Raw genomic sequence first — 26,545 nt, 5'->3', positions numbered from 1 at the left:
TCGGCGGTGCCGGCCGCTGCGGGCGGACACCCCCACCCCGCCCCCTTCTCGCCGTCGGCGGCTATCCCACTCCGTAGCTGCGGGCAGTCGTGCCGCTGGGGCGGCACGGGTGGGCGCTGGGGGTCCCCCCTGCTCGAACCGGCAGCTGCACCGGGTGCCCTGTGGGTCGGGGTCAGTGAGCTGTCGCCGAGACCCGTTCCGCTTCGATTCGCTTGGCCAGGGCTTCCTCCGGGAGCTGAGAAAGGTTTCGGCACAGGACCACCGAGCCCCCGCTGGCCAAGGGCGCGAAGAGGCCCGCGCTCAGGCCCTCCCACGTGTCGTAGGGGAGCCCGGACAGCAACCGCGACCCCGGCCCCGTGAGCCCCAGCCCCGCCGCATCCCCGACCGCCCGCTCCACGATCTCCGCACCCGTCAGCTCCGCCCCCGCCACGATCAGCGCGGGCTCCTCCGGGTCCACCGGCGCGTACGGCGCGAAGCGGTCGGGGAAGGTCGGCACGTCGACGGCGTAGTCGGCGTATCCGTCCGGGGGCGCCGGGACGAACCGCCGGCCCAGCGGCGCGAGCGACAGCGCGTAGCGGTCCCCACGGCACGCGAGCCCCCGCTCGAACTCCCCCGGCCCCGCCACCACGAAGTCCGCCCGCGCCGGATCCCCGGCGACGTCCGCGATGGCCCCGACCGAGGAGCACGCCAGCAGCCACACCGCCGTCTGCCAGTGGGCGGGCAGCAGGAGGGCGACCCGGTCGCCCGGCTCGGCCGACCACCCGTCCTGGATCAGGTTCGCGGTCTTGGCCACCCAATTGGCGAAGGTGGCCACGGACAATTCGACGCGTTCACCCGTGGCGTCGTCGTAGAAGGTCACCAGCGGGCGCGAGGGATCCGCGGCGAGCGCGGAACTCAGCAGGTCGGCAGGGGTGCGATCGGTGGTGTTCACCCGCGTTAGCGTACGCGCGCCCCGGCCCCGGCACCCGTCGCCGCCCCCATCGCGAGGCGCCCCGTACGCCACCGGTTTGGCGCAACCTCAGCCGACGGCCCGTCAATTCCCCGATGGACAGATATGTCTGACTATGTCCAGGATCGTGGGCATGCGTGGATTGATTGCTTCCTCGATCGGCGTCACGTGCGCAGCCGCCCTCGCCCTTCCGCTGACCCAGCCCGCCGCGGCGACCCCGGACCGGTCCGTGCCCCCGGCAGCCGCCGAGATCCCCGGCAGCACCGCCTCGCTGCCCCTCGTCCCCCTCGGCGGCGACCGGGCCGCCGGCTCGGCCGTGCAGGGCGTGCCCCGTCGTGACACCGGGCACTTCTCCCTCGTCGGCGTCGTCTGGGACGACCCGGACACCGAGCTCCACGGCCGCGTCCAGGTCCGCACCCGTCTCACCGCCACCCACACCTGGTCCGGCTGGCAGGACCTCGACATCCACAACGCCGACCACGGCGCCGACCCCGGCACCTCGGAACGCACCTCCGGCCACGTCCGCGGCGCCACCGCCCCGCTGTGGGTGGGCGACTCCGACGGCGTTGAGGTCCGGGTGCGCGCGGAGACCGTCTCCAGCAGCCACGTGGAGGAGACCGGACGCGGAGTCAGAGACGTCACCGTCGCCTCCTCACCGCTCCCCTCCGGGCTGCGGCTGGAACTGGTCGACCCCGGCAACGACGCCCCCGCGCACCGGCACGCCCCGGTGACCGTCCCGCGCACCGGGTCCCTCGACGAGCCCGACGAGGAGAGCGAGGACACCACCGAGGTGCGAGAGGTCGCCGACGCCAACGCCGGGCTGACCGGCGTCACCGCCGGCGCCGCGGAGATCCCCGCCCTCGACCGCGCGCAGACCGAGCGGGAACTGTCCGCCCTGGACCCGGCGCAGCGCGCGAAGCCGTACATCGGGCCGCGCCCGCGTATCGTCACCCGGGCCGGCTGGGGCGCGGACGAGAAGCTGCGCGAGAAGGGGTTCGTGTACACGAAGTCGGTCAAGGCGGCCTTCGTGCACCACACCGCCACCGGCAACAACTACACCTGCGGGCAGGCCCCGTCGGTCATCCGCGGTATCTACCGCTACCACGTCAAGAGCATGGGCTGGCGGGACATCGGCTACAACTTCCTCGTCGACAAGTGCGGAAACATCTACGAGGGCCGGGCCGGAGGCGTGGCGAAGGCGGTCCTCGGCGCCCACACCCTCGGCTTCAACTCCAACAGCATGGGGATCGCCGTCATCGGCACCTACGGCTCCGCCAAACCCGCGTCCGCCGCGGTGACGGCCGTCGCCAAGCTGACGGCCTGGAAGCTCGGTCTGTACGGGATGAACCCGACCGCCAAGACATACCTCAAGTCCGGTGGTGGGAATCTTTACGCCAAGGGGGCGAGCGTTCGCTTGAACGTGATCTCCGGTCACCGCGACGGCTTCGCCACCGACTGCCCGGGCAAGCAGCTCTACGGCAAGCTCGGCACGGCGCGTTCCAAGGCGGCGGGCTACCAGGGGCGCTGAGGCCGGCACATACACTGGCCGGCCGAAAGACAGTTCGGCCGGTCCCGGCAGGAAGCAGAGACGACAGGTGACGGAAGCGATCCTTCTGGTCGGCGGCAAGGGAACCCGGCTGCGCCCGCTCACGGTGAACACGCCCAAGCCGATGGTCCCCGCCGCCGGTGTGCCGTTCCTCACCCATCAGCTGGCGCGGGCGCGGGCGGCGGGTGTGGAGCACATCGTCCTCGCCACGTCGTATCTCGCGGAGGTGTTCGAGCCGTACTTCGGTGACGGCTCGTCGCTGGGACTGCATCTGGAGTACGTCACGGAGGAGGAGCCCCTCGGCACGGGCGGCGCGATCCGCAACGTGGCCTCCCGGCTGCACTCCGGGCCCGACGAGCCCGTCCTGATCTTCAACGGCGACATCCTGACGGGGCTGGACATCCGGGCCCTGGTGGCCACCCATGAGACGACGGGCGCGGACGTCTCCCTGCACCTGACGAAGGTCACGGACCCGCGTGCCTACGGTCTCGTCCCCACGGACGCGACCGGCCGGGTGCTGGCCTTCCTGGAGAAGCCCCAGACGCCCGAGGAGATCGTCACCGACCAGATCAACGCGGGCGCGTACGTCTTCCGGCGGTCGGTGATCGACACGATCCCGGCGGGCCGGCCGGTGTCGGTGGAGCGCGAGACGTTCCCCGGCCTGCTGTCGGCGGGCGCGCATCTCCAGGGCATGGTCGACTCCACGTACTGGCTCGACCTGGGTACCCCGGCCGCGTTCGTCCGCGGCTCGGCGGACCTGGTACTGGGGCGGGCCCCGTCCCCCGCCGTCCCGGGGCGCTGCGGCGACCGTCTCGTCCTCCCTACGGCCACGGTCGCGCCCGACGCCAAGCTGACCGGCGGCACGGTGGTCGGCGAGGGCGCCTTCGTCGCCGAAGGCGCCCGGATCTTCGGCTCCGCGATCCTCCCGGGCGCCGTGGTCGAACCCGGCGCCGTCATCACCGACTCCCTCGTCGGCACCCGGGCCCGGGTGGGCTCGCGGACGGTGCTGACGGGCACGGTGGTCGGCGACGGCGCGGTGATCGGCGCCGACAACGAACTCCGCGAGGGCGTACGGGTGTGGTGCGACGCCCACATCCCCCCGGCCTCACTCCGCTTCTCATCCGACCAGTAGCCGCCTGAGGGTCGCGTCGTGGCGTGCGCCCGCCATCCCCACGTAGCTGCGGGCAGTCGTGCCGCTGGGGCGGCACGGGTGGGCGCAGCGGCACCCCGTCGCGCCGGGCTGCGCACCCACCCCCCGCTCGCCACAGCGCCGGGTACCACAGAACGCCGGGCCGTGTATCCCACCCCCCGGCCGGCAACAACGCCGGTCAGATGAACAGCCGGCCCCGTCCACGCAGGCCGCCTACAAACCCCTGATGTCCCCGACAGGGAAACGGGGGGCGCGTCGAGCCGGTACGCGTCCGCTCAGGAGGATCAGCCGCGCCGCCCGATGCCGCTGCCCGGCGTACGGCGACAGCAAGCGCAGCATCTCCGTGTCGTCGGCATGCCGGTCCCCCGCCAGCGCCCACCCCACGATTCCCGGCAGATGCAGGTCCCCCACGGTCACCGCATCCGCCGCACCATGACTGCGCTGCACGGTCTCCGCCGACGTCCACGGCCCGATCCCCGGCACCAGCTCAAGCCGGGCCCGCGCCGCCGCCGGAGGCATCCGCATCGCCTCCTCCAGCCGCGCCGCGACCCGCACCGCCCGCAGGATCGTGGACGCCCGCTTGTCGTCCACCCCGGCCCGGTGCCACTCCCAGGAGGGGATCAGAGCCCAGTCCCGGGCGGAGGGCATGACGTACATATGAGCGGGAGCCGGCCCCGGCGCCGGCTCCCCGAAGCGCCGCACCAGCAGCCGCCACGCCCGGTACGCCTCGACCGTCGTGACCTTCTGCTCCAGCACCGACGGAATCAAAGACTCCAGCACCAGCCCGGTGCGTCCGAGCCGCAGCCCCGGCCGATTGCGCCAGGTCAAGGCGACGATCTTGTGCCGGGGCGTGAAGGCCGACGGATCGTCCTCCGCGCCGCACAGCTGTGGCAGGGCGTCCAGGAGCCACTCGGCCCCGGGACCCCATGCCTGACCGCACACGATCCCGCCCCGCATCGTCACCCGCAGCGTCCCGGGCCCGGCCGGTGTCCGGCTGGCCCGCCACACCGACCCGTCGGGCAGGGCCCGGAAGGTCGGGTCGCCGGGGCCGCGCCGCAGCGGGCCGAGCACCAGGCCGAGGTCGAGGGGGCCGTCCGGTTCCCAGGTCCGCACCAGGCCGGGCGCCGGCGCCGGCCGCGGCACCGCACCCAAGGGCACGGTGACCTCGCCGCCGCGCACGCTCGTACGCGTCGGCCGGGGAGCGAAGCGTCCAGCCACGGATGGGGTCCCTGGGGTCGGAAGGGAAGGGAGACGATACGAGCGTAAGGTCAGCGCACCTCGATGAACGCCCCCGCGTCTCGTTCCGGCCGCGGTCTCGGGTCCTCAGCCGGGTGGCCGACGGCCACCGCGCCCATCGGGTCCCAGTCCTGCGGGAGGGCCAGCACCTCCCGGACGACGTCCCGGCAGAACATCGTCGAGGACACCCACGCCGACCCGAGCCGCTCCCCGGCCAGCGCGACGAGCAGGTTCTGCACGCCCGCCCCGGCCGCGACGACGAACATCTCCCGCTCGGCCGCGTCCCGCCGGGCGTCGCCGTAGGTGTGGGAGCCGTCCATCACCAGGCAGGGCACGACCAGGTACGGCGCGTTGCGCAGGACGTCGCCGCGCCGGACCCGCTTGGCGATGGACTCCTCGCTCTTGCCGTCCCGCCGCAGGTCCGCGATCCACGCGTCGCGCATCGCGTCCAGCAGGCGGGTGCGGGACTCCTGCGACTCCAGCAGGACGAAGCGCCACGGCGTGGTGTGGTGCGGCGCGGGGGCCGTCACGGCCGCGGCCACCGCTCTGCGTACCGCGCCGGGGTCGACGGGGCCGTCCGTGAACGCCCGCACGGTGCGGCGCTGGGTGACCGCGAGGCGGATGGCCTCGGAGGTGCCGAGGCGGAACATGTCGTCGCGGGCGCCGCGCACCAACGCGCGCGTGCCCTCCGTCTCGTCGCCGGTCACGACGTGCGGCAGTCCGCGGACGACGGCCACGGGGCGACCGGCGGCCTTGCCCTTGACCAGGTCGCCGGCGGCGGCCAGCTCGTCGGCGGTGGCCACGACCGTCGCGCTGAGCGGGTTGCCGTACGCGTCCGTGCCCCCGCGCAGGTCGTCCAGCACGCGCACCCCGGCGGCGCCGATCGCGACGTCCGTGAGCCCGGAGCGCCAGGGCCGCCCGAAGGTGTCGGTGACGACGACGCCGACGGTGACGCCGAGCGTGTCGCGCAGGCCGTCGCGGATCGCGCGGGCGGAGGCGTCCGGGTCCTCGGGCAGCAGCAGCACGGTCCCGGCGGGGGTGTTGGAGGCGTCGACGCCGGCCGCGGCCATGACCAGGCCCTGCCGGTTCTCGACGATGCGCAGGGTGCCGCGCCGGGCCACCACGCGGACCGTCTCGGCGTCGATCGCGGCCTCGCGGTCGGCCGCCTCGACGATCCGGCCCTCCGCCTTGGAGACGATCTTGGAGGTGACCAGGACCACGTCCCCGTCGGCCAGGCCGGGCTCGCCGGCGGCGATCAGCTTGGCGAGGTCGTCCCCGGGGCGGACCTCGGGGATGCCGGGCACGGCCCACACCCGGTAGCCCTCGGGCGGCACGCTCACTGCCCCCGCACCTCCTCGGCCAGCGCCAGCGCCTCGCGGGCCATCTGCGCGGCGGCCTCGGTGTCGGTCATCATCAGTGGCACCGCCCTGCAGCGGATGCCGGCCGCCTCGACCCGCTCGACCGCGCCCTCGTCGACGGTGTCGACCAGCCAGCCGTCCAGCAGCCCGGAGCCGTAGTGCTCGGCGACCGCCGCGGCCGTGGACTCCACGCCGACCGCCGCGAGCACCTTGTCCGCCATGCCGCGCACGGGCGCGTCCCCGACGATGGGGGACAGGCCCACCACCGGCACGCCCGCGTCGGCGATCGCCTCCCGGATGCCGGGCACCGCGAGGATGGTGCCGACGGAGACGACCGGGTTGGACGGCGGGAAGAGGATCACGTCGGCCTCGGCGATGGCCTCCAGCACGCCCGGCGCCGGCTTGGCCTGCTCGGCGCCGACGGGGACCACCGCCTCGGCGGGGACCGAGGCGCGCAGCCTCACCCAGTACTCCTGGAAGTGGACCGCCTTGCGTTCGCCGTCCAGCTCGACGGCCACATGGGTCTCCACGCGGTCGTCCGTCATGGGGATCAGCTTCACGCCCGGCTTCCAGCGGTCGCACAGGGCCTCGGTGACCGCGCTGAGCGGATACCCGGCGCCGATCATCTGCGTCCGCACGATGTGGGTGGCGAAGTCCCGGTCGCCCAGACCGAACCACTCCGGCCCGACGCCGTACGCGCCGAGCTCCTCCTTCAGGTGGAAGGTCTCGTCGGCCCTTCCCCAGCCCTGCTCCTCGTTGATGCCGCCGCCGAGCGTGTACATCACCGTGTCGAGGTCCGGGCAGACCTTGAGACCGAAGAGGTGGATGTCGTCGCCGGTGTTGCCGATGACCGTGATGTCCCCGTCCGGCACGGCCCGCTTCAGACCGCGCAGGAACCGGGCACCGCCGATGCCGCCTGCCAGAACCACAATGCGCATGCGCCAAGTCTGGCAGGCGGGTACGACAACGCGTCAGACGGTCAGGGACCGGGGGCGTTCCTGAGCCTCGCAGTGCGGGGCCGTGTGCATCGGCATCTCGGTCAGGCCCGGGAAGTACACGTGCAGGCTGACCGCCGGTTCGAGGGTGTCGTTGACGACCTCGTGGGCGTAGCCCGGGGCGAACACCCGCTGGGCGCCGGCCGTCAACGCGCGCGTGCCGCGTTCCGTGTGCTCGGTGAGGGTGCCGTCCAGCACGGTCAGCACGCCGGAGGAGGGGCCGTGGTCGTGCCGCCCGCTGCCCTGGCCGGGCACCCAGGACAGCAGCCAGACCTCGTAGCCGGGGCCGGTGCGCAGCCGGTGGTACCAGCGGGTCGTCGCGTCGTAGCGCACCAGGTGCTCCCACTGGGTGCGGTCGGCCGCGATGGAGCGGGCCAGGCCCACGAAGTCGGCGACGGTGGCCGGGTGCTCACGCGGGGGCTGCAGGAGGTGCGGGACTTCGAGGAGGTCGCCCGCGATCTGGAGGTCGCTGTCGCTGTTCATGCGGTGGGGGGTTCCTTGGCGGAGAGTGCGGAACGGGTGCCCCGTGGGAGAGGGCGGGGGAGGGAACGACGGCCCCGGGACGGTGTCCCGACGGCAGCTGGAGCTTCGGTCGGCTCAACAGCTGGGACAGCAACAGCTACAGCGAACGCACGCAGCACCGAGGGACCCGGCGGCGCGGGTCGTCAGGGGTGCCAAGTTCGCGAGCATGCCCACTAGCACAGCGGTTCACACCTGCTGTGTCAACTCGACAGCCGGTATGTGGGACAGGGTTCACCTCATCCGGTGCATCTGAGTGGCGAAAGGTTTGCTCACCCGCTCACCGGGACACATGCGGCACATCCGGGTGCGCAAGCAGCGTTGCGATCTCGTGATCCGACTGTGATCTTGTTCGCTTCGCCGCGTACGCAGGAACGGGATCGAACGCTTGGGCGTCCTTCTCCGTACAGGCTCCGTGAGGGGTCCTCAAGGTGGAGGGGCACCCTCCGGACCCCGTCTGTGTGTCAAGGTTTATGGCGATTTGAACACTTTCCGCATGGCCTTGGTTCCGCAGAGTGAATAAGGGGCCCAATAGCAGATCTCGGCTTGACTCGCCCGGAGCAGCACACTTGTAATTTCACTCGTGTCGTTCAGCCGAAATCGGTAACGGCAACATCACGGGGACGCGGAAAGACAGACGAGGGGCGCACATGACCGAGCTGGTGCAGCAACTGCTGGTCGACGACGCGGGCGAGGAACTCGGCTGGCAGGAGCGCGCACTGTGCGCCCAGACCGACCCCGAGTCCTTCTTCCCCGAGAAGGGCGGCTCCACGAGAGAGGCCAAGAAGGTCTGCCTCGCGTGTGAAGTCCGCTCCGAGTGCCTGGAGTACGCCCTCGCCAACGACGAACGGTTCGGTATCTGGGGTGGCCTGTCCGAGCGTGAGCGCCGGCGACTGAAGAAGGCCGCCGTCTGACCGCTGTCCAGCCGAACAACCGCGGACTGTTCCGTACAAATGTCTCGAACGGCCCGTCGCGCGTGGGTTATCCACAGGCGGCGGGCCGCGGTCATGCCCAGCCGATAGTGTGGTCGCTCGTCCGAGACGCCCCGCCACCCGCAGGTGGCACAGGCGTCCACCGCAGTCCACCGAACCGGGGCCCGTACCTCGATGACCGTGCACAGCCACACCGCAGCCCACCAAAGCGGGGCCGCGACACCTGAGTTCCCGCGTCACGTGGTGACCGCGGTCCTCGTCTGCCACGACGGCGCCCGCTGGCTGCCCGAGGCGCTCGCCGGGCTGCTCGGCCAGGAGCGCCCCGTGCAGTACGCCGTCGCCGCCGACACCGGCAGCGCCGACGACTCCGCCCAGCTCGTCACGGCCGCCCTCGGCGCCGACCGCGTGCTCCACCTCGCCCGCCGCACCGGCTTCGGCCAGGCCGTCGAGGAGGCCGCCCGCACCGCCCCCCACCTCACCCCCGAGGAACTGCCGTACCTGAAGCGGCCCAGCGGCTGGGACCCCGTCACGCGCACCTGGCGCGACGACGCCTACGACCTGCCCGAACTGCCGCACGGCGAGCCGATCGAGTGGCTGTGGCTGCTGCACGACGACTGCGCACCCGAACCCGACGCCCTCGCCGAGCTGCTGCGCGTCGTCGACCGCGAACTGGAGCTCGGCCGCGACGACGTGGCCGTCGTCGGCCCCAAGCTGCGCGGCTGGTACGACCGCCGCCAGCTGCTGGAGGTCGGCGTCTCCATCGCCAACTCCGGCCGCCGCTGGACCGGCCTGGACCGCCGCGAACAGGACCAGGGCCAGCACGACCACGTGCGCGACGTCCTGTCGGTCTCCAGCGCCGGCATGCTCATCCGCCGCGACGTCTTCGAACAGCTCGGCGGCTTCGACCGCCGGCTGCCCCTGATGCGCGACGACGTCGACCTGTGCTGGCGCGCGCACGCCGCCGGCCACCGCGTCCTGATCGCCCCCGAGGCCGTCGTACGGCACGCCGAGGCCGCCTCCCGCGAGCGCCGCACCGTCGACTGCGCCGGCCGCACCGCCGCCTCCCCGCACAAGGTGGACAAGGCCGGCGCCGTGTACACCCTCCTCGTCAACGCCCGCAGCGCCGTGCTGCCCTGGGTCGTCGTGCGCGTCGTCCTCGGCACGCTGCTGCGCACCCTCGCCTACCTCGTCGGCAAGGTCCCCGGACAGGCCCTCGACGAGATCCGCGGCCTGCTCGGCACCCTGCTGCGGCCCGAGCGGATCATCGCCGGCCGGCGCCGCCGCGGCCGGCCCGCGGTCGACAAGGGCGAGCTGCGGCCGCTCTTCCCGCCGCCCGGCGCGACCGTGCGGGCCACCGTCGAACAGGTCGCCGGCAACTTCTTCGGCGGCTCCGACCCCGAGACCTCCTCGGCCGGCCGGCACGGCGGCGCCGTCGAGTCCGGACCCGGCGGCGACGACGCCGAATTCCTGGAGGTCGAGCAGTTCGCGCGGCTCAAGCGCATCGCCCGCAAACCGGGCCCGGTGCTCTTCCTGATGCTGCTGCTCGTCTCCCTGATCGCCTGCCGCAACCTCCTCGGCGGCGGCGCCCTCGCCGGCGGCGCGCTGCTGCCCGCCCCGGCCGACGCCTCCGCGCTGTGGTCCCGCTACCTCGACGCCTGGCATCCCGTCGGCGCCGGCGGCGACCCGTCCGCGCCGCCCTACCTCGCGATCGTCGCCCTGCTGGCCTCGGTGCTGTTCGGCTCCACCGGCCTCGCCGTCACCGTCCTGCTGGTCTGCTCCGTCCCGCTGGCCGGCCTCAGCGCCTACTTCGCCTCCCGCCCGCTGGTGGAGTCCCGCCTGCTGCGCGCGTGGGCGGCCATCGTCTACGCCTTCCTGCCCGCCGCCACCGGCGCCCTCGCCGGCGGCCGCATCGGCACCGCCGTCCTCGCCGTCCTGCTGCCGCTCATCGCCCGCGCCGCCATCGCCGCCGGCGGCCTGGCGAACCCCACCGGCGCACACGGCAGTTGGCGAGCCACCTGGGCCTACGCCCTGCTGCTCACCCTCACCACCGCGTTCACGCCGATCGTGTGGCCCATCGCCCTCGTCCTCGGCGTCGCGGTGCTGGTGCTGCGCCGCGCCGACATCACCGCCCAGGGCCTGCGCTTCCTCGCCCAGCTGGGCACCCCGCTGCTGGTCCTCGCGCCCTGGTCGCTGTCCCTGCTGCCGCTGGGCTTCTTCACCGAGGCCGGACTGGACTACGGCCCGTCCTCCGCCTCCGCGCTCGACCTGCTGGGCGCCAGCCCCGGCGGCCCCGGCACGGTCGACGGGCTGATGCTCATCGGGATCGTGCTCGCCGCGCTGGCCGCCCTGATGCGCACCGAGCGGCAGCGGGGCATCCTGACGGCCTGGGCCGTCGCCCTGCTCGGCCTCCTCTTCGCCGCCCTGTCCAACAGCTCCACCTGGGCCGGCCCCGCCACCCTCGTCTACGGCCTCGCCCTGCTCGCCGCCGCCGTCCTCGGCGCCGACGGCGCACGCGCACGCGTGGCCGAGCAGAGCTTCGGCTGGCGCCAGCCGGTCGCCGCGCTGATCGCCTTCGCCTCCGCCGCCGGCCCCCTGCTCGTCGCCGCCGGCTGGATGATCGGCGGCGCCGACGGCCCGCTGGAGCGCCGCGACCCGGTACAGGTGCCGGCCTTCGTCGCCGAGGAGGCCGGCACCCGCGACCAGGCCCGCACCCTCGTCCTGGACAGCACCTCCGCCGCCCACGTCAGCTACATGCTGGTCCGCGGCTCCGGCGCCCGCCTCGGCGACGCCGAACTCGCCGCCGCCGACGGCGAGAACGAGCGGCTCGACAAGACCGTCGCCAACCTCGTCGCCGGCTCCGGCGCCGACCAGGCCGACCAGCTCGGCGCGTTCGCCGTCCGCTACGTCCTCGTGCACAAGGGCGCCCCCCGCGAGATCACCCGCGTCCTGGACGCCACCCCCGGCCTGAGCCGGCTCAGCGAGCAGAACGGCAGCGCGCTGTGGAGGGTGGACCGCGAGGTCTCCCGCGCCGCCGTCGTGCCCGCCTCCGGCGCCGGCACCCCGCAGCCCGTCGCGGCCGGCCCCGTGGAGATCCACACCACCGTCCCGGCCGGCCAGGGCGCGCGCGTGCTGCGCCTGGCCGACACCGCCGCCGACGGCTGGAGCGCCACCCTGGACGGCAAGCCGCTCAAGGCCACCACCGTCGACGGCTGGGCCCAGGGCTTCGAGCTGCCCGCCTCGGGCGGAAAGCTCGACGTCGTCTACGACGACCCGTTCGGCCACACCGCCTGGCTGTGGGCGCAGGGCACCCTCGCCGTCGTCCTCGTCGTCCTGGCCCTGCCCGGCCGGCGCCGCGACATCGACGACGACCTCCCCGAGGAGCCGGTTGTACCGGCCCAGCCCGTCGCCGGCGAGGGCCGCCGCGCCCGCCGGCTGCGCGCCCAGGCCGAGGCGGAGGCCGCGCAGGCCGCGGGGACCGACCCGGAGGGGCAGCCCGCGCCCGCCGAGCCGGCCCCGGTGCCGGTCCCGCAGCAGCCCTCCTACGACCAGTGGGACACGCCCGCGCCCGCGTCCACCGACTACGGCGGCTACGACCCGTACCAGGCGAGCCCCCAGCCCTACCCGGCGGGCGGCTACCAGCAGGCGTACCAGTCCGACCCGTACCAGGCCGGCGGCTACGACCCCTACGCCTACGGCGGCCAGATGCCGGCCGGCGCCTACGACCAGGCGGCCCAGCAGCAGCCGTACGGCCAGGGCTACGACACGACGGCGTACGACCCGGCGCAGCCGCAACCGCACGACGCCGGCCATGAGCGCCCCGACGGGAGCCAGCAGTGAACCGCACGACCCTGTCCCTGATCGCCGGCGTGACCGCGCTGGCCGCCGTGACCGGCTTCGCCGCGCTCAGCTCGCCGGACGCCTCGGGCGCGGACACCGCCGAGGCGGCCGCCCTGCGGCCCGTGGAGCGCACCACACTGCTGTGCCCGGCTCCCAGCCTGTCCGACCTCGCCGACACGGCGTACACGTCCTTCACGCCCGTCACCCAGGGCGCGGCGGGCGGCGGCTCGGCGCAACTGCGGGCCGCGGCCGTGCAGTCGGCGGACGGCAAGGGCAAGGCGGACGGCAAGAAGGCGCCCGCGAAGGGCGACAAGCCGGTCCTGACGTCCAAGCAGCCCGGCACGCCCGCCACCGGCGAGGCGGCCGGGGCCGACGCGCCCGCCCTGATCGGCACCGCCGACGGCGGGTTCGCGCCGGGCTGGACGGTCCAGCAGACCACCGAGGTCGCCGCCGGCAACGGGCGCGGCCTGCAGGGCGTCAACTGTTCCGCGCCCGACACCGAGTTCTGGTTCCCGGGCGCCAGCACCGCCGCCGACCGCACCGACTACGTGCACCTGACCAACCCCGACGACTCCGCCGCCGTCGCCGACATCGAGCTGTACGGCAAGGACGGCGCGGTGAAGTCGACGGTCGGAGAGGGCATCACGGTCCCGCCGCACTCCAGCGAGCCGATCCTGCTGTCCACGCTCACCGACGACAAGCAGGACGACGTCACCGTCCACGTCACCGTCCGCAGCGGCCGGGTCGGTGCCGCCGTCCAGGCCCTCGACGAGAAGCTGGGCGGCGACTGGCTGCCCGCGGCCGCCGATCCGGCGGCGAGCCTGGTGCTGCCGGGCATCCCCAAGGACGCGGCGTCCGTCCGCCTGGTGGCCTTCACCCCCGGCGGCTCCGACGCCGACCTGAAGGTGCGCCTCGCCTCGCCCTCCGGGCTGATCACCCCGGCCGGCAACGAGACGCTGCACGTGAAGTCCGGCATGACCACCGTCCTCGACCTCGGTGACGTCACCCGTGGCGAGGCCGGCTCGCTCGTGCTGACGGCGACGGACCGCGCGGTGCCGGTGGTGGCCGCGCTGCGGGTCGTGCGCGGCAAGGGCGACAAGCAGGAGACGGCGTTCATCCCGGCGACCGCCGCCGTCGGCACGCGCGCGACGGTCGCCGACAACAGCGCCAAGGGCACCACCCTGTCCCTCACCGCGCCGACGGCCACCGCGCAGGTCAAGGTCACGGCGTCGGCGGGCAGTGAGGGCGGCGCCGCGGCGACCCGGACGTACACGGTCAAGGCGGGCACCACCCAGGACGTGCAGATCCCGGTGCCCAGCGGCCTGAAGGGCACGTACGCGCTGACGGTCGAGCAGGTCTCGGGCGGCCCGGTGTACGCCGCGCGCATGCTGGCGGCCGCGGAGGACGGCGTTCCGGCGTTCACGGTCCAGACGCTGCCCAACGACCGGGGCACGGTCGCGGTGCCCCGGGCGGTCGAGGACCTCGCGGTGCTGCAGAAGTAGCGCGGTGGCGGGGCCGGGCGCTCGTGCGGCGTCCGGCTCAGTCCTCCCCGTACCGGGGGTCCACCGTCTCCGGGGTCAGTCCCAGCAGCTCGGCGACCTGCTCGACCACGACCTCGTGCACCAGCGCGGCCCGCTCGTCCCGCCCCTTGGTGCGGATCTCCACGGGCCGCCGGTACACCACCACGTGCGCGCGCCGGCCGTCCCGCGCCGGGATGATCCCGCCGAGCGGCACCGCCTCGTCGTTCCACGGCTGACCGGGGCCGTCCAGCCGCGGCACCTCCAGCACGAGGAAGTCGATGTCGGCCAGCTGGGGCCAGCGCCGCTCCAGGCGGTCCACGGAGTCCTGCACCAGGTCCGCGAACACCTCGGCGCGGCTCGCCGCGAGCGGCACCTGCGGCGGCGCGATCGGCCCGCGCATCCCCCTGCCGTGGCGATCACGGCGGCGGGGCCCGGGGCCCGTGGCACGGGGCGGTACGGCGTTGTCCATCACTGGTGCAGCGTAGTCCCCGGCGCCGTCGTCCGCCCGGCCCTCGGGTGACGGTTCGGCCACCGGGAGGCGTCGGCGTGCCGCATGTCGGGGGATGACCATTCCGGCCAAGGTTGGGCTCGTTTCCGTATCTCTCCGGGGCCGGGGTGCTCAAGCCAATTGGCGTTGTTTGTACCGAGAAATGACCGGAGAGCGATCCGCCGAACACCACCCGAATCGGGCGTCTTCGCAGGTCAGTGGGGTGCTCCCGGAGGGGTGTGTGGGCCGTTTCACAGCACGACACGGTGGAGTGACCTGGGGGAGAGTCGTCGCGGCCCGCTCAAGAGTGCGGTACCGTCCAACATCGTGAGCCCTGTACGTCGCTGTTCGCGCACCGCCTGCGGCCGACCCGCCGTCGCGACGCTGACGTACGTCTACGCCGACTCGACCGCGGTCCTCGGCCCGCTCGCCACCTACGCCGAACCCCACTGCTACGACCTGTGCGCCGAGCACTCCGAGCGGCTGACCGCTCCGCGCGGCTGGGAGGTCGTACGCCTGCTGGACGGCTCCGCCCCCGCGCGGCCCAGCGGAGACGATCTGGAAGCGCTTGCCAACGCGGTGCGTGAGGCGGCCCGCCCCCAGGAGCGCGCGGCCGAGGCCGGCGGCGGGGGGCGCTCGGCGGACCCCATGGAGGTCGCCCGCCGGGGTCATCTGCGGGTGCTGCGCTCGCCCGACAACTGACGCCTGCCGCTGCGTCCGTGCGCTGTCCCGGCACCGTCGGCGCGTCTTCTTGACCTGAGGTTACGGGTGAACGTCCACTCGGTGTCCGTTCCTTCCGCCGCCGCTACGGGCGGGTAGGTTGGGGCGACCGACGGGGACGTTCAGGAGGAAGTGACCGTGGCTGGTGATCTGTCGCAGCTCGTGAAGGCGTACGACGTGCGCGGGGTGGTTCCGGACCAGTGGGACGAGACACTGGCCGAACTGTTCGGCATGGCCTTCGCCCAGGTGACGGACGCGGACGCGATCGTCGTCGGCCACGACATGCGCCCCTCCTCGCCCGGCCTGTCCCGCGCCTTCGCGCGCGGCGCGGCGGCACGCGGCGTGGACGTCACCGAGATCGGGCTGTGCTCGACGGACCAGCTGTACTTCGCCTCGGGCGCGCTGAACCTGCCCGGCGCCATGTTCACCGCCTCGCACAACCCGGCCCGGTACAACGGCATCAAGATGTGCCGCGCGGGCGCCGCGCCCGTCGGGCAGGACACCGGCCTGGCCGAGATCCGCGCGCTGGTCGAGCGGTGGAGCGACTCCGGTGCCCCGGAGGCGGTCGGGAGGCCGGGAACCGTCGGGGCGCGCGAGACGTTGCAGGAATACGCGGCGTATCTGAAGTCGCTCGTCGACCTGACCTCCATCCGGCCCCTGAAGGTCGTCGTCGACGCGGCCAACGGCATGGGCGGCCACACCGTGCCCACGGTGCTGGCCGGGCTGCCCGTCGACCTCGTCCCGATGTACTTCGAGCTGGACGGCACCTTCCCCAACCACGAGGCCAACCCGCTGGACCCGGCCAACCTGGTCGACCTGCAGCGGCGGGTGCGGGAGGAGGGCGCCGACCTCGGCCTCGCCTTCGACGGCGACGCCGACCGCTGCTTCGTCGTCGACGAGCGGGGGGAGCCGGTGTCCCCGTCGGCGATCACCGCGCTGGTCGCGGAGCGGGAACTGGCCCGCAATGGCGGCGAGGGTGTGATCATCCACAACCTCATCACCTCCTGGTCGGTCCCGGAGGTCGTCGAGGAGCACGGCGGGACGCCGGTGCGGACGCGGGTCGGGCACTCCTTCATCAAGGCGGAGATGGCGCGTACCGGGGCGATCTTCGGTGGCGAGCACTCCGCGCACTACTACTTCAAGGACTTCTGGAACGCCGACACGGGCATGCTGGCCGCCCTGCACGTCCTCGCGGCGCTCGGCGGCCAGGAGGGGCCGCTGTCGAAGCTGGTGGCCCAGTACGAGCGGTACGTCGGCTCGGGTGAGATCAACTCCGCGGTGGACGACCAGGCGGGCCGCGTCGCCGCGATCCGCTCCGCGTACGAGGGGCGTGACGGGGTCACCCTGGACACGCTCGACGGGCTGACGGTCAGCGGCGCGGACTGGTGGTTCAACGTCCGCCCCTCCAACACGGAACCGCTGCTGCGGCTGAACGCGGAGGCGCGGGATGCGGGGGTCATGGCGGCGATCCGGGACGAGGTGCTGGCGATCATCCGGGGCTGAGGTCGTCGCACGTCTGCGGGTGCCGTCGTGGTTGCTCGCGCAGTTCCCCGCGCCCCTGAAATGCCTGCGGCGGCCCCTCGCTGTCCGGTGGTTGGCTGATGTAGCGCCTACGGCCGGTTCGTGGGTCGGGGACGGGGTGGGGGGTGTCCGTCCTCGGTCCGGCCCACTGTCCCCGACACACTGACTGTCGGCGGTGCCGGCCGCTGCGGGCGGACACCCCCCACCCCGTCCCCTCCCCGCCGCGGGCGGCTATCCCGCCGTCGTGGCCGGTCACCTCCATCCGCCGCCGCTGCGGGCAGTCGTGCCTCCCCCAGTGCCTTAAGGGCCTGGGAGGTGCCCCCAGGGCGGCACGGGTGGGCGCTGGGGGTTCCCCCTGCTCGAAGAGCTTGGGGGAGGCACCTCGTCGCGCCGAGCTGCGCCACCCACCCCCGGGTCGGCCGTGGCGCCGGGTGCGCAGCACCAGCGGACCCCGTTCATCCACAGCCCCCGGCGCGTCGGTTCTCTCGGCGGTAACCTGACCAGGCACAACCCCATACCCTGCCGTACCGAAGGGACACCCCATGCCGCTCGAAGCCGGCCTTCTGGAGATCCTCGCCTGCCCGGCCTGCCAGCCCCCCCTCAAGGAGCAGGACGCCGAGCTGATCTGCACCGGTCAGGACTGCGGCCTGGCGTACCCGGTCCGCGACGGCATCCCCGTCCTGCTCGTCGACGAGGCCCGCCGCCCGGCGTAGACACCGCCGCCACAGCCCGCGTACCGACGACACGGCGATCGGAGACTGCCGCCATGCTCGACGAATCGCTGCTCGACACGCCGGAGGCGTTGGCCGAGGCGGACCGCCGCGCCCTGTTGCGCGGCGCAGCCGAGGCCGGCGCCCGCGTCCGGACCGCCGTCCGGCACGCCGCCGAGGCCGGCATCAACGGGCTCAAACCCGACGGCCGCCCCCGCGCCGTGCTCATCGCCGGCCCCGGCGCCGCCGCCACCCACGCCTCCGACCTGCTGGGCACCCTCGCCGGCGCCGGCAGCCCCGTCATCCGGCTCGCCCCCACCGGCGTCGCCCCTGCCGCGGGCGCCCTGCGCTGGGAGCTGCCGGGCTGGGCCGGCTCCGTCGACCTGCTGCTGATCGCCACCCCGGACGGCACCGAGCCCTCCCTGTCGCACCTCGCCGACCAGGCCTACCGCCGCGGCTGCACCGTCGTCGCCGTCGCCCCCACCCGCACCCCCCTCGCCGAGGCCGTCGCGGGTGCCCACGGCCTGTTCCTGCCCATGGCGACCGCCCCGTACGACCAGGACGAACCCCTCGCCGCCTCCGCGCCGGGCGTCCTGTGGGCGCTGCTCACCCCGCTGCTCGCCCTCCTCGACCGCGTCGGCCTGCTGTCTGCGCCGCCCGAGGCGCTGGAGAAGGTCGCCGACCGCCTCGACCACATCGCCGAACGCTGCGGCCCCGCCATCGCGACGTACAGCAACCCGGCCAAGACCCTCGCCGCCGAACTCGCCGACGCCCTGCCCCTCGTCTGGACCGAGGGCACCTCCGCCGGCCCGGCCGGCCGCCGCTTCGCCGCCGCGCTCGCGGAGCTGGCCGGCGTCCCCGCGGTCGTCGCCGAACTGCCCGAGGCGCTCGCCGCGCACAGCGCCCTGCTCGCCGGCCCGCTGGCCGCCGGCGCCGACCCGGAGGACTTCTTCCGCGACCGCGTCGAGGAGCCGCCCGCGCTGCACGCGCGCGTGGTGCTGCTGCGCGACCGCCCGATCAGCAGCCTCACCGCCGCCCCGGCCGCCCGCGACCTGGCCCTCAGCCACGACACGCCGATCAGCGAGCTGGAACCGGAGGAGGGCGACGAACTGGAGACCCTCGCCGAGCTGATCGCCATCACCGATTTCGCCGCCGTTTACCTGGCGGTCGCGTCAAGAAGCTGATCCTTGCCCTGGCACGCGCCGCCACCGCATCCGTCGCCGCACGCAGGAAGAACCCATGGACCGCCTCGACAACACCGTCCGCCCCTACGCCTGGGGTTCCACGACCGCGATCCCGCACCTGCTCGGCGTCGAGCCGACCGGCGAACCGCAGGCGGAGATGTGGATGGGCGCGCACCCGGGCGCTCCCTCGCGCACCGCGCGCGGCACCCTCGCCGACGTCATCGCGGCCGCCCCCGAGCGCGAACTCGGCGCCGAGGCCGTGGCGAAGTTCGGCCCGCGCCTGCCCTTCCTGCTCAAGCTGCTCGCCGCCGGCGCCCCGCTCTCCCTGCAGGTCCACCCGGACCTGGAGCAGGCCCGGCAGGGGTACGCCGACGAGGAGCAGCGCGGCATCCCGGTCGACGCCCCGCACCGCAACTACAAGGACGCCAACCACAAGCCCGAACTGATCTGCGCGCTCACCGAGTTCGACGGGCTGTGCGGATTCCGCGAACCGGTCCACGCCGCCGACCTGCTGGCCGGTCTCGGCGTCGACTCCCTCAAGCCGTACGTCGACCTGCTGCACGCCCACCCCGAGGACGCGGCCCTGCGCGAGGTGCTCACCGCGATCCTCACCGCCGACCGCGAGGAGATGGCCCACACCGTCGCCGAGGCCGCGGCCGCCTGCGACCGCCTCGGCGGGGACTACGCCCCCTACGCCGGCATCGCTCACCACTACCCGGGCGACCCCGGCGTCATCGCGGCGATGCTGCTCAACCACGTCCGGCTCCAGCCCGGCGAGGCGCTCTACCTCGGCGCCGGCATCCCGCACGCCTACCTCGACGGCCTCGGCGTGGAGATCATGGCCAACTCCGACAACGTCCTGCGCTGCGGCCTGACCCCCAAGCACGTCGACGTCCCCGAACTGCTGCGGATCGTCCGCTTCGAGGCGAGCGACCCCGGCGTGCTGCGCCCGGAGGCCTCCCCCGACGGCGAGGAGGTCTACGACACCCCGATCGACGAGTTCCGTCTCTCCCGCTACGTCCTGCCCGCCGGCGGCGCCGCCCACGACCTCACCCGGTCCACCCCGCAGATCCTGCTCTGCACGGCCGGTTCCGTCCGCGCCGGGGAACACGAGCTGACCTCCGGTCAGTCCGTCTTCGTGCCGGCGGGGGAGAAGGCCGAGGTGTCCGGCACCGGCACGCTCTTCCGGGCCACCGTGATCGCCTGAACGCCGACGCCGCACGCGGCTGCGGTGTGTTCGTATGACCGCCCCTGTGGACACCCGGGACACCGGAGCCCCACGGGCTGCAAGAATGGCCCACCGGCAAAGGGCGGGCAAAGGCCCGGGTCGGCGACAACACACGCAGGCGAAGGGACACGCGGACAGATGAGCGCGTCAGGCGGCACCAAGGCGATCGTGGCGGCACTCGGCGCCAACCTCGCGATCGCGGCATCGAAGTTCGTGGCGTTCGCGTTCAGCGGCTCGTCGTCGATGCTCGCCGAGGGCGTGCACTCGGTCGCCGACTCCGGCAACCAGTTCCTGCTGCTGGTCGGCGGCAAGCGCGCCCAGCGCGAGGCCACCCCGCAGCACCCCTTCGGCTACGGCCGCGAGCGCTACATCTACGCCTTCCTCGTCTCCATCGTGCTGTTCTCGGTCGGCGGCATGTTCGCCATCTACGAGGGCTACGAGAAGATCAGCCACCCGCACGAAATCGACCACTGGTACTGGCCGGTGGGCGTCCTCGTCTTCGCGATCATCGCCGAGGGCTTCTCCTTCCGCACGGCCATCAAGGAGTCCAACGAGCTGCGCGGCACGCTCTCCTGGACGGCGTTCATCCGCCGCGCCAAGGCACCCGAGCTGCCCGTCGTCCTGCTGGAGGACTTCGGCGCCCTGATCGGTCTGGTCCTCGCCCTCGGCGGCGTCGGCCTGTCCCTGCTCACCGGCGACGGCGTCTGGGACGGCATCGGCACCGTCTGCATCGGTGTCCTGCTCGTCCTCATCGCGCTCGTCCTGGCCGCCGAGACCAAGTCGCTGCTGCTCGGCGAGGCCGCCGGTGCCGAGGAGGTCAAGAAGATCGAGGCCGCGATCGTCGACGGCGACACCGTCCCCCGCATCATCCACATGCGCACGCTCCACCTGGGCCCCGAGGAACTGCTCATCGCCGCCAAGATCGCCGTCCGGCACGACGACACCGCCACCGAGGTCGCCACCGCCATCGACGCCGCCGAGGCCCGCGTCCGCGCCGCCGTGCCCATCGCCCGCGTGATCTACCTGGAGCCCGACATCTACAGCGAGGCAGAGGCCGCCAAGGGACCCGACCCCGAGGCCACCCCGGGCGGCCCGACCCCGCAGAGCGCCGGGCACTGAGCCGCTACCGCTGCAGCACCCACGGCGGCGCGGGCGGCACCGACGCCCGCGCCCTGCGCCGTACGGTGACGGCGGCGATGCCCAGCCCGGCACCGGTCAGCACCAGGACCACGGCAAGGATCAGCGCCGTACCGAGCAGCGCCGGCACGGTGTAGTCGTCGATGACCCGCCCGCGCACCGCGGACAGCGGCACCGTCCCGCCCCGGTCGTCCAGGAAGGCCCGCGAGTCCCGGGAGTTCCCCCGGTTGTCACCGAGCAGGAACATCCGGCCCTCGGGCACCCGCACGTCGTACTTCTGCCCGGTGAACCCGCCGTCGGCCTCCCCGTCGTGCACATACGGCTCCCGCAGCGGCGTGCCGTTCACGGTGACGCGCGAGCCCGCCCCGCTCCCCGCGCAGCACGCGACGCGATCGCCGCCGACGCCGATGACCCGCTTGACCAACAGCACACCGGGGCCGTAGCGGTCCGGCTCGGAGACGAGCACCACATCCCCGCGCCGCACCTGACCGCCGTCGATCCGCTCGAAGACGATCCGGTCACCGGGCCGGTACGTCGGCTCCATGCTCTCGCTGCGCACCACGGATCCGCCGTACGCGCCCCGCGCATAGGCCGCACCCCCGATTCCCAGCAGTACTCCCACCAGCCCCACCACGACGGCTGCGATCGTCAGCCCCCGCCCCTTGCCGGACATCGCGTCCCCTCCCTTGAGCCTTTGCGGGCGCAGAGCGTAGCGGGCGCCTGTCCCCGGCCCGGTCAGCACCACCCGAGCTCGCGCGGCACGTCGAGGACCGCCGGTCCAGGATGGCGTGATCTGTTCCGAGGCGGACTGGGGACGGCCGTGCCCACCGTGTAGCTTGGAGGGGAGCCAGACGTCGCTGCTGATGGCGGTCGGGCGGTCCCGCCGGGACCGACCGAGGGAGAGAGGGCCTCCGACGGACTGCGCTGCGCGCACGCGGGCATGCCTGTGTCCCCCTTCGGGCACCCCTGTGTCCGCCGCCGCGCAGATCAGCCGTACCCACACCTCGACCCAACCCGAGGAGCAGCTCGCATGACGACTGTCGACTTCAAGGTCGCCGACCTGTCCCTGGCCGAGTTCGGCCGCAAGGAGATCACCCTCGCCGAGCACGAGATGCCGGGCCTGATGGCGATCCGCAAGGAGTACGCCGAGGCGCAGCCGCTGGCGGGCGCCCGGATCACCGGCTCGCTGCACATGACGGTGCAGACCGCCGTGCTGATCGAGACGCTGGTCGCGCTCGGCGCCGAGGTGCGCTGGGCGTCCTGCAACATCTTCTCCACCCAGGACCACGCCGCCGCCGCCATCGCCGTCGGCCCCAACGGCACGCCCGAGAACCCGCAGGGCGTCCCGGTCTTCGCCTGGAAGGGCGAGACGCTGGAGGAGTACTGGTGGTGCACCGAGCAGGCCCTGACGTGGCCGGGCACCCCCACCGGCGGCCCGAACATGATCCTCGACGACGGTGGTGACGCCACCCTCCTCGTCCACAAGGGCGTCGAGTACGAGAAGGACGGCAAGGTCCCCTCGCCCGACACCGCCGAGTCCGACGAGCACCGCGTCATCCTCGAACTGCTCACCCGCACGGTCGCCGAGACCCCGCAGAAGTGGACCCAGCTGGCGTCCGAGATCCGCGGCGTCACCGAGGAGACCACCACGGGCGTGCACCGCCTGTACGAGATGATGCGCGACGGCACGCTGCTGTTCCCCGCCATCAACGTCAACGACGCCGTCACCAAGTCGAAGTTCGACAACAAGTACGGCTGCCGTCACTCGCTGGTCGACGGCATCAACCGCGCCACCGACGTCCTGATCGGCGGCAAGACCGCCGTCGTGTGCGGCTACGGCGACGTGGGCAAGGGCTGCGCGGAGTCCCTGCGCGGCCAGGGCGCCCGGGTGATCATCACCGAGATCGACCCCATCTGCGCCCTGCAGGCCGCGATGGACGGCTACCAGGTCACCACCCTGGACGAGGTCGTCGAGACGGCCGACATCTTCATCACCACGACCGGCAACAAGGACATCATCATGGCCTCGGACATGGCCAAGATGAAGCACCAGGCCATCGTCGGCAACATCGGCCACTTCGACAACGAGATCGACATGGCCGGCCTCGCCAAGATCCCCGGCATTGTCAAGGACGAGATCAAGCCGCAGGTCCACACCTGGACCTTCCCGGACGGCAAGAAGATCATCGTGCTGTCCGAGGGCCGCCTGCTCAACCTGGGCAATGCCACCGGTCACCCCTCGTTCGTGATGTCCAACTCCTTCGCGAACCAGACCATCGCGCAGATCGAGCTGTTCACCAAGCAGTCGGAGTACCCGACCGGCGTGTACACGCTGCCCAAGCACCTCGACGAGAAGGTCGCCCGCCTCCACCTCGACGCCCTCGGCGTCAAGCTCACCAAGCTGCGCCCGGAGCAGGCCGCCTACATCGGCGTCGACGTCGACGGCCCGTACAAGCCCGACCACTACCGCTACTGATCACCAGCGGTACCGGTCAAGGTTCCGAGGCAGGCCCCCGCACCCCCGTGCCGGGGGCCTGCCCCATTTCCCGGACCAGCCCGTCACGACCTGCCGGAAACCCACGTCACGAGCCAGGACCCCCATGCCCCGCGGCCGCTATTCGCTCCACGATCCGCACGATCACACCCCCCTCGCCGAAGAACACTTCCACTGCGCCCCCGGCCCCTCCGGCTGGCGCTACGTCTCGCGGCTGACCACCCCGTCCGGCGATCACCACGGCTCCGTCGACCTCGCCCTCGACGAGCTGGGCCGCCCCATCCGCCTCGAACTTCACGCGGGCGACTGGCAGGTGCGCGGCGCCGCTCTGGACGGTGTCACCTGGGTGCGCACCGACCCCACCGGCACCCATGCCACCGAAGGCAATGTGCGCGCCCACGCCTTCACCGGCACTTCCCCCGCGTTCCTCATCGCCACGACCCGCTTGCTGCGCCTCACCCCCTCCGCTCCCGCCACCCGGGTGCGCCTCGTCGCCTTCACGGACCCCGTGCTCGCCCCGCTCACCGTGGACCAGTCCTGGACCTTGCTGAAAAGCGAAGCACACCCCACTGACAACGGCCCCCTGACCGTGGACGAATACCAGGTCACAGCCCTGGACACCGGCGAGCAGCACACCGTGCACATCGCCGGCGACGTCGTCCTCGCAGCCCCCGGCATCGAGCTGGAAGACCTCGACTCACCGCCGTCGGTCTTCCCCTGAACCCCGGCCTCCCTCAGGCCCCGACCTGCCTCCAGGAAGGGATCAGGCAGGCGGTGCGAAACCCGTCCGGGAACCCTCCTGCGGCACCTCGGCCGGGGTGGGCCGGACAGCCGGGGCCGCCGGAGCCGGCGAGTGGGGGACCGGAGAGGAGAACCCCGGGCCGCCGTTCGGGCTCGCGACCGGTGACGGCGTAAGCGGTGCGGCGGCGAACGTGCGCCGGGCCTCCCTGGCCTGCCGTTCCTGGACGACCGCGGCGAGGAACGCGGCCGCGGGAACGCCGGGCGGCACCGGAGCCCCCGTACGGGCCGCGAGATCGGCGGCCAGACGCTGGGCCATGTCCGAGCCGACCCGCGGATCCAGCTGGTGCATCCGGGTCAGGTACTGCCGGATCGCAAGCCACAGCCCGTCCGGCACCGCGGACAGATCCAGCTGCCCGAACCGGCCGGCCAGCCACGGCGGCGGAGGCGGCAGGAAGCCCGACCGCGCCTGCGGCACCCGCTCCCGCACGACCAGCGTGCCCGCGAACACATCCCCCAGCCGCCGGCCGCGCGCCGACACGAGCGAGGCGATACAGGCGACGACCCCGAACGTCAGCAAGATCTCGACGACACCGATCGCCCCACGCACGAGCGCATGACGGAACCGGATCGGCCCCCCGTCGTCCCGCACCACCCGCAGCCCGCACGCCAGCTTCCCCAGCGACCGCCCATGGCTGAGCGTCTCGACGGCGATCGGCCCCCCGACCAGCACCAGCACGAACGTCGCGATCGACACCGCCGTCTGCGCCGCCTCGTCCAGCGAAGCCGTCGCCACCAGCAGGACCAGGGTCACGATCGTGTACGCCGCCATGGCGACGGCCAGATCGATCAGCACGGCGAGCGCCCTGCTGGGCAGCCTCGCGGGGCGTAGCTCCAACGCCACCGCCTCGCCCGTCACCAGCTCACTCACGCCCGACGCCCCTTCCCCTGACCTGCCTTGAGAACCGCCAGTCTGCCAAGCTGAGGGCGCATCGCGCCGCAGTACGACAAGCTGACCCTTGGCCGAGCCGCCGACGAACCGCGCAGGAGCAGGCACACCGATGGACCTCGACGTCTTCGTCTCCGCCCACCGAGCCGAGTGGGAACGCCTCGACACCCTGCTCGGGCGCCGACGCCGCCTCACCGGCGCCGAGGCCGACGAACTCGTCACGCTCTACCAGCGCACCGCGACCCATCTCTCCCTGATCCAGTCCAGCGCGCCCGACCCGCAGCTGACCGGCCGGCTCAGCCAGCTCGTCGCACGCGCGCGTAGCGCGGTTACAGGAGCCCGTCGTGCCTCCTGGCGCGACGTCACCCGTTTCCTGACCCGCGGCTTCCCCGCGGCGGTCTACCGTTCCCGCCACTGGTGGGTACCCACCGCCTTGCTGTCCATCGTGGTCGCAGCCCTGCTCGGCTGGTGGATCGGCAGCCACCCCGACGTCCAGTCCGCCATCGCGGCCCCCAGCGAGCTGCGCGAGCTCACCCGCCCGGGCGGCGAGTACGAGACGTACTACTCCAGCCACCCGGCGGCCTCGTTCGCCGCCCAGGTGTGGACGAACAACGCGGAGGCCGCCGCTATCTGCCTGGTCATGGGCGTCTTCCTGGGCCTGCCGGTCCTGTGGATCCTCCTGCTGAACATGCTCAACCTGGGCGTCGGCATCGGCCTGATGTCCTCCGCCGGCCGCCTCGACACCTTCCTCGGCCTAGTCCTCCCGCACGGCCTGCTCGAACTGACCGCGGTGTTCGTCGCCGCCGGCACGGGCCTGCGCCTGGGCTGGACGCTCATCGACCCGGGACCGCGCACCCGCCGCACCGCCCTCGCGGAGGAGGGCCGGGCGGCCATCGGCATGGCCATAGGCCTCGCCCTGGTCCTCTTCGTCTCCGGCGCCATCGAAGGCTTCGTCACCCCGTCGGGCCTGCCCACCTGGGGCCGCATCGCCATCGGGATCGCAGCCGAGGCGGCCTTCCTGACCTACGTCTACGTACTGGGCGGACGGGCCGTCCGAGAGGGCGAGAGCGGCGACGTCGAGGCGGCCGAACGCAGCGCCACGCTGCCCACGGCCGCCTGATGTGCATCCACCCCTCCCGAGCTGTTAATCTCTCCTTCGCCCCGGAAACCCCGTTGACACGGAGTGGACAGGGAGGTAGATTCGAACAGTTGCCTGGAACTGGACCTGGTCCGGTCGGTGACAGTGAGTATCTACAGGCTCCGCCGGAACATCGAGTCCCGAGAGCCACCCCCGATGAAATCGGAAACGGACGGCTGATCAAACAGCCTGAAACA

At 73.1% G+C, this 26,545-nt stretch carries 22 protein-coding genes; 14 read left to right on the top strand and 8 right to left on the bottom strand.

Annotated elements, in window-relative coordinates; all coding sequences use genetic code 11:
• Positions 1-172 precede the first annotated feature (172 nt).
• Positions 173-931, bottom strand: a complete 759-nt coding sequence (locus C3489_RS33920) for a TIGR03089 family protein (RefSeq protein WP_103785966.1) — start codon at positions 929-931, stop codon at positions 173-175.
• A 151-nt stretch (positions 932-1,082) separates the two neighbouring features.
• On the opposite strand from C3489_RS33920, the gene C3489_RS33915 reads away from it, so the two are divergent.
• Together C3489_RS33915 and C3489_RS33910 are read left to right on the top strand one after the other, a co-directional pair.
• Positions 1,083-2,477: a peptidoglycan recognition protein gene (locus C3489_RS33915; RefSeq protein WP_103785963.1), complete on the top strand. Its 1,395-nt coding sequence runs from the start codon at positions 1,083-1,085 to the stop codon at positions 2,475-2,477.
• Between the two features lie 67 nt (positions 2,478-2,544).
• Positions 2,545-3,627, top strand: coding sequence for an NDP-sugar synthase (locus C3489_RS33910; protein WP_103785962.1), 1,083 nt, complete (start codon positions 2,545-2,547; stop codon positions 3,625-3,627).
• Positions 3,628-3,858: 231 nt separating this feature from the next.
• Here the strand turns inward: C3489_RS33910 and C3489_RS33900 are convergent, their stop codons facing one another.
• From C3489_RS33900 to C3489_RS33885, 4 genes are read right to left on the bottom strand one after another with little or no spacing between them, the layout of a single operon-like run.
• Positions 3,859-4,863 (bottom strand): DNA-3-methyladenine glycosylase, encoded by a 1,005-nt coding sequence (locus C3489_RS33900; RefSeq protein ID WP_103785960.1) that lies wholly within the window; start codon positions 4,861-4,863, stop codon positions 3,859-3,861.
• Positions 4,864-4,913: 50 nt separating this feature from the next.
• Positions 4,914-6,221 (bottom strand): coenzyme F420-0:L-glutamate ligase, encoded by a 1,308-nt coding sequence (locus C3489_RS33895; protein WP_103785959.1) that lies wholly within the window; start codon positions 6,219-6,221, stop codon positions 4,914-4,916.
• A complete protein-coding gene (gene cofD, locus C3489_RS33890) occupies positions 6,218-7,177 on the bottom strand; it encodes a 2-phospho-L-lactate transferase (RefSeq protein WP_103785958.1) in 960 nt (319 codons plus the stop codon). The genes C3489_RS33895 and cofD overlap by 4 nt, the downstream gene beginning before the upstream one ends.
• Before the next feature lie 33 nt (positions 7,178-7,210).
• Positions 7,211-7,717 (bottom strand): cysteine dioxygenase family protein, encoded by a 507-nt coding sequence (locus C3489_RS33885; RefSeq protein ID WP_103785957.1) that lies wholly within the window; start codon positions 7,715-7,717, stop codon positions 7,211-7,213.
• A 686-nt stretch (positions 7,718-8,403) separates the two neighbouring features.
• Here C3489_RS33885 and C3489_RS33880 point away from each other — a divergent pair.
• The 3 genes from C3489_RS33880 (at position 8,404) to C3489_RS33870 (ending at position 14,024) form a co-directional block, all read left to right on the top strand.
• A complete protein-coding gene (locus C3489_RS33880; RefSeq protein WP_030792866.1) occupies positions 8,404-8,667 on the top strand; it encodes a WhiB family transcriptional regulator in 264 nt (87 codons plus the stop codon).
• A gap of 192 nt (positions 8,668-8,859) precedes the next feature.
• On the top strand, positions 8,860-12,522 hold the full coding sequence (locus C3489_RS33875) for a glycosyltransferase family 2 protein (RefSeq protein ID WP_103785956.1): 3,663 nt from the start codon (positions 8,860-8,862) through the stop codon (positions 12,520-12,522).
• Positions 12,519-14,024 (top strand): DUF5719 family protein, encoded by a 1,506-nt coding sequence (locus C3489_RS33870; protein ID WP_103785955.1) that lies wholly within the window; start codon positions 12,519-12,521, stop codon positions 14,022-14,024. The genes C3489_RS33875 and C3489_RS33870 overlap by 4 nt, the downstream gene beginning before the upstream one ends.
• A gap of 37 nt (positions 14,025-14,061) precedes the next feature.
• Here the strand turns inward: C3489_RS33870 and C3489_RS33865 are convergent, their stop codons facing one another.
• A complete protein-coding gene (locus C3489_RS33865; RefSeq protein ID WP_103785954.1) occupies positions 14,062-14,511 on the bottom strand; it encodes a metallopeptidase family protein in 450 nt (149 codons plus the stop codon).
• Between the two features lie 345 nt (positions 14,512-14,856).
• Here C3489_RS33865 and C3489_RS33860 point away from each other — a divergent pair, with 345 nt between their 5' ends.
• The 6 genes from C3489_RS33860 to C3489_RS33830 all read left to right on the top strand — a co-directional run bounded on the left by C3489_RS33860 (position 14,857) and on the right by C3489_RS33830 (position 21,011).
• Entirely contained in the window at positions 14,857-15,231 is a 375-nt protein-coding gene (locus C3489_RS33860; protein WP_181139953.1) for a DUF3499 domain-containing protein, read from the top strand.
• 156 nt (positions 15,232-15,387) lie between these two features.
• The gene (locus tag C3489_RS33855; RefSeq protein WP_103785964.1) at positions 15,388-16,752 is read left to right on the top strand and encodes a phosphomannomutase/phosphoglucomutase; all 1,365 of its coding nucleotides are present in this window, start codon (positions 15,388-15,390) and stop codon (positions 16,750-16,752) included.
• A gap of 560 nt (positions 16,753-17,312) precedes the next feature.
• Positions 17,313-17,483 carry a Trm112 family protein gene (locus C3489_RS33845; RefSeq protein WP_103785952.1) on the top strand — a complete coding sequence of 57 codons (171 nt, stop codon included), beginning with the start codon at positions 17,313-17,315 and terminating at the stop codon, positions 17,481-17,483.
• Positions 17,484-17,536: 53 nt separating this feature from the next.
• Entirely contained in the window at positions 17,537-18,664 is a 1,128-nt protein-coding gene (locus tag C3489_RS33840; protein ID WP_103785951.1) for an SIS domain-containing protein, read from the top strand.
• A gap of 55 nt (positions 18,665-18,719) precedes the next feature.
• Positions 18,720-19,871, top strand: a complete 1,152-nt coding sequence (gene manA / locus C3489_RS33835) for a mannose-6-phosphate isomerase, class I (RefSeq protein WP_103785950.1) — start codon at positions 18,720-18,722, stop codon at positions 19,869-19,871.
• 159 nt (positions 19,872-20,030) lie between these two features.
• Entirely contained in the window at positions 20,031-21,011 is a 981-nt protein-coding gene (locus C3489_RS33830; protein ID WP_103785949.1) for a cation diffusion facilitator family transporter, read from the top strand.
• A gap of 4 nt (positions 21,012-21,015) precedes the next feature.
• Here the strand turns inward: C3489_RS33830 and lepB are convergent, their stop codons facing one another.
• Complete coding sequence (lepB, locus tag C3489_RS33825) at positions 21,016-21,702, bottom strand: signal peptidase I (protein ID WP_103785948.1); 687 nt, start codon at positions 21,700-21,702, stop codon at positions 21,016-21,018.
• Between the two features lie 357 nt (positions 21,703-22,059).
• On the opposite strand from lepB, the gene ahcY reads away from it, so the two are divergent.
• Positions 22,060-23,505, top strand: a complete 1,446-nt coding sequence (gene ahcY, locus C3489_RS33815; protein WP_103785947.1) for an adenosylhomocysteinase — start codon at positions 22,060-22,062, stop codon at positions 23,503-23,505.
• Positions 23,506-23,629: 124 nt separating this feature from the next.
• Positions 23,630-24,244: a hypothetical protein gene (locus C3489_RS33810; protein WP_103785946.1), complete on the top strand. Its 615-nt coding sequence runs from the start codon at positions 23,630-23,632 to the stop codon at positions 24,242-24,244.
• 42 nt (positions 24,245-24,286) lie between these two features.
• On the opposite strand, the gene C3489_RS33805 is transcribed toward C3489_RS33810, so the two are convergent.
• Positions 24,287-25,192 carry an RDD family protein gene (locus tag C3489_RS33805; RefSeq protein WP_103785945.1) on the bottom strand — a complete coding sequence of 302 codons (906 nt, stop codon included), beginning with the start codon at positions 25,190-25,192 and terminating at the stop codon, positions 24,287-24,289.
• A 130-nt stretch (positions 25,193-25,322) separates the two neighbouring features.
• Here C3489_RS33805 and C3489_RS33800 point away from each other — a divergent pair, with 130 nt between their 5' ends.
• The gene (locus C3489_RS33800) at positions 25,323-26,330 is read left to right on the top strand and encodes a stage II sporulation protein M (protein ID WP_103785944.1); all 1,008 of its coding nucleotides are present in this window, start codon (positions 25,323-25,325) and stop codon (positions 26,328-26,330) included.
• The last annotated feature ends 215 nt before the right edge of the window (positions 26,331-26,545 follow it).

This window comes from Streptomyces sp. Ru71 (assembly GCF_002920535.1).
Taxonomy (GTDB): domain Bacteria; phylum Actinomycetota; class Actinomycetes; order Streptomycetales; family Streptomycetaceae; genus Streptomyces.
Note: the sequence above shows the minus strand (reverse complement) of the source record. Positions and strands in the feature narration are given on the sequence as shown.

What these genes read in the sequence shown, in the direction of transcription:
- C3489_RS33875 (WP_103785956.1), top strand. Translation starts at nt 8,860, where the DNA reads ATGACCGTGCACAGCCACACCGCAGCCCACCAAAGCGGGGCCGCGACA.
- C3489_RS33840 (WP_103785951.1), top strand. Translation starts at nt 17,537, where the DNA reads ATGCTCGACGAATCGCTGCTCGACACGCCGGAGGCGTTGGCCGAGGCG.
- C3489_RS33865 (WP_103785954.1), bottom strand. Translation starts at nt 14,511, where the DNA reads ATGGACAACGCCGTACCGCCCCGTGCCACGGGCCCCGGGCCCCGCCGC.
- ahcY (WP_103785947.1), top strand. Translation starts at nt 22,060, where the DNA reads ATGACGACTGTCGACTTCAAGGTCGCCGACCTGTCCCTGGCCGAGTTC.
- lepB (WP_103785948.1), bottom strand. Translation starts at nt 21,702, where the DNA reads ATGTCCGGCAAGGGGCGGGGGCTGACGATCGCAGCCGTCGTGGTGGGG.
- C3489_RS33845 (WP_103785952.1), top strand. Translation starts at nt 17,313, where the DNA reads ATGCCGCTCGAAGCCGGCCTTCTGGAGATCCTCGCCTGCCCGGCCTGC.
- C3489_RS33800 (WP_103785944.1), top strand. Translation starts at nt 25,323, where the DNA reads ATGGACCTCGACGTCTTCGTCTCCGCCCACCGAGCCGAGTGGGAACGC.
- manA (WP_103785950.1), top strand. Translation starts at nt 18,720, where the DNA reads ATGGACCGCCTCGACAACACCGTCCGCCCCTACGCCTGGGGTTCCACG.
- C3489_RS33915 (WP_103785963.1), top strand. Translation starts at nt 1,083, where the DNA reads ATGCGTGGATTGATTGCTTCCTCGATCGGCGTCACGTGCGCAGCCGCC.
- C3489_RS33810 (WP_103785946.1), top strand. Translation starts at nt 23,630, where the DNA reads ATGCCCCGCGGCCGCTATTCGCTCCACGATCCGCACGATCACACCCCC.
- C3489_RS33880 (WP_030792866.1), top strand. Translation starts at nt 8,404, where the DNA reads ATGACCGAGCTGGTGCAGCAACTGCTGGTCGACGACGCGGGCGAGGAA.
- cofD (WP_103785958.1), bottom strand. Translation starts at nt 7,177, where the DNA reads ATGCGCATTGTGGTTCTGGCAGGCGGCATCGGCGGTGCCCGGTTCCTG.
- C3489_RS33830 (WP_103785949.1), top strand. Translation starts at nt 20,031, where the DNA reads ATGAGCGCGTCAGGCGGCACCAAGGCGATCGTGGCGGCACTCGGCGCC.
- C3489_RS33885 (WP_103785957.1), bottom strand. Translation starts at nt 7,717, where the DNA reads ATGAACAGCGACAGCGACCTCCAGATCGCGGGCGACCTCCTCGAAGTC.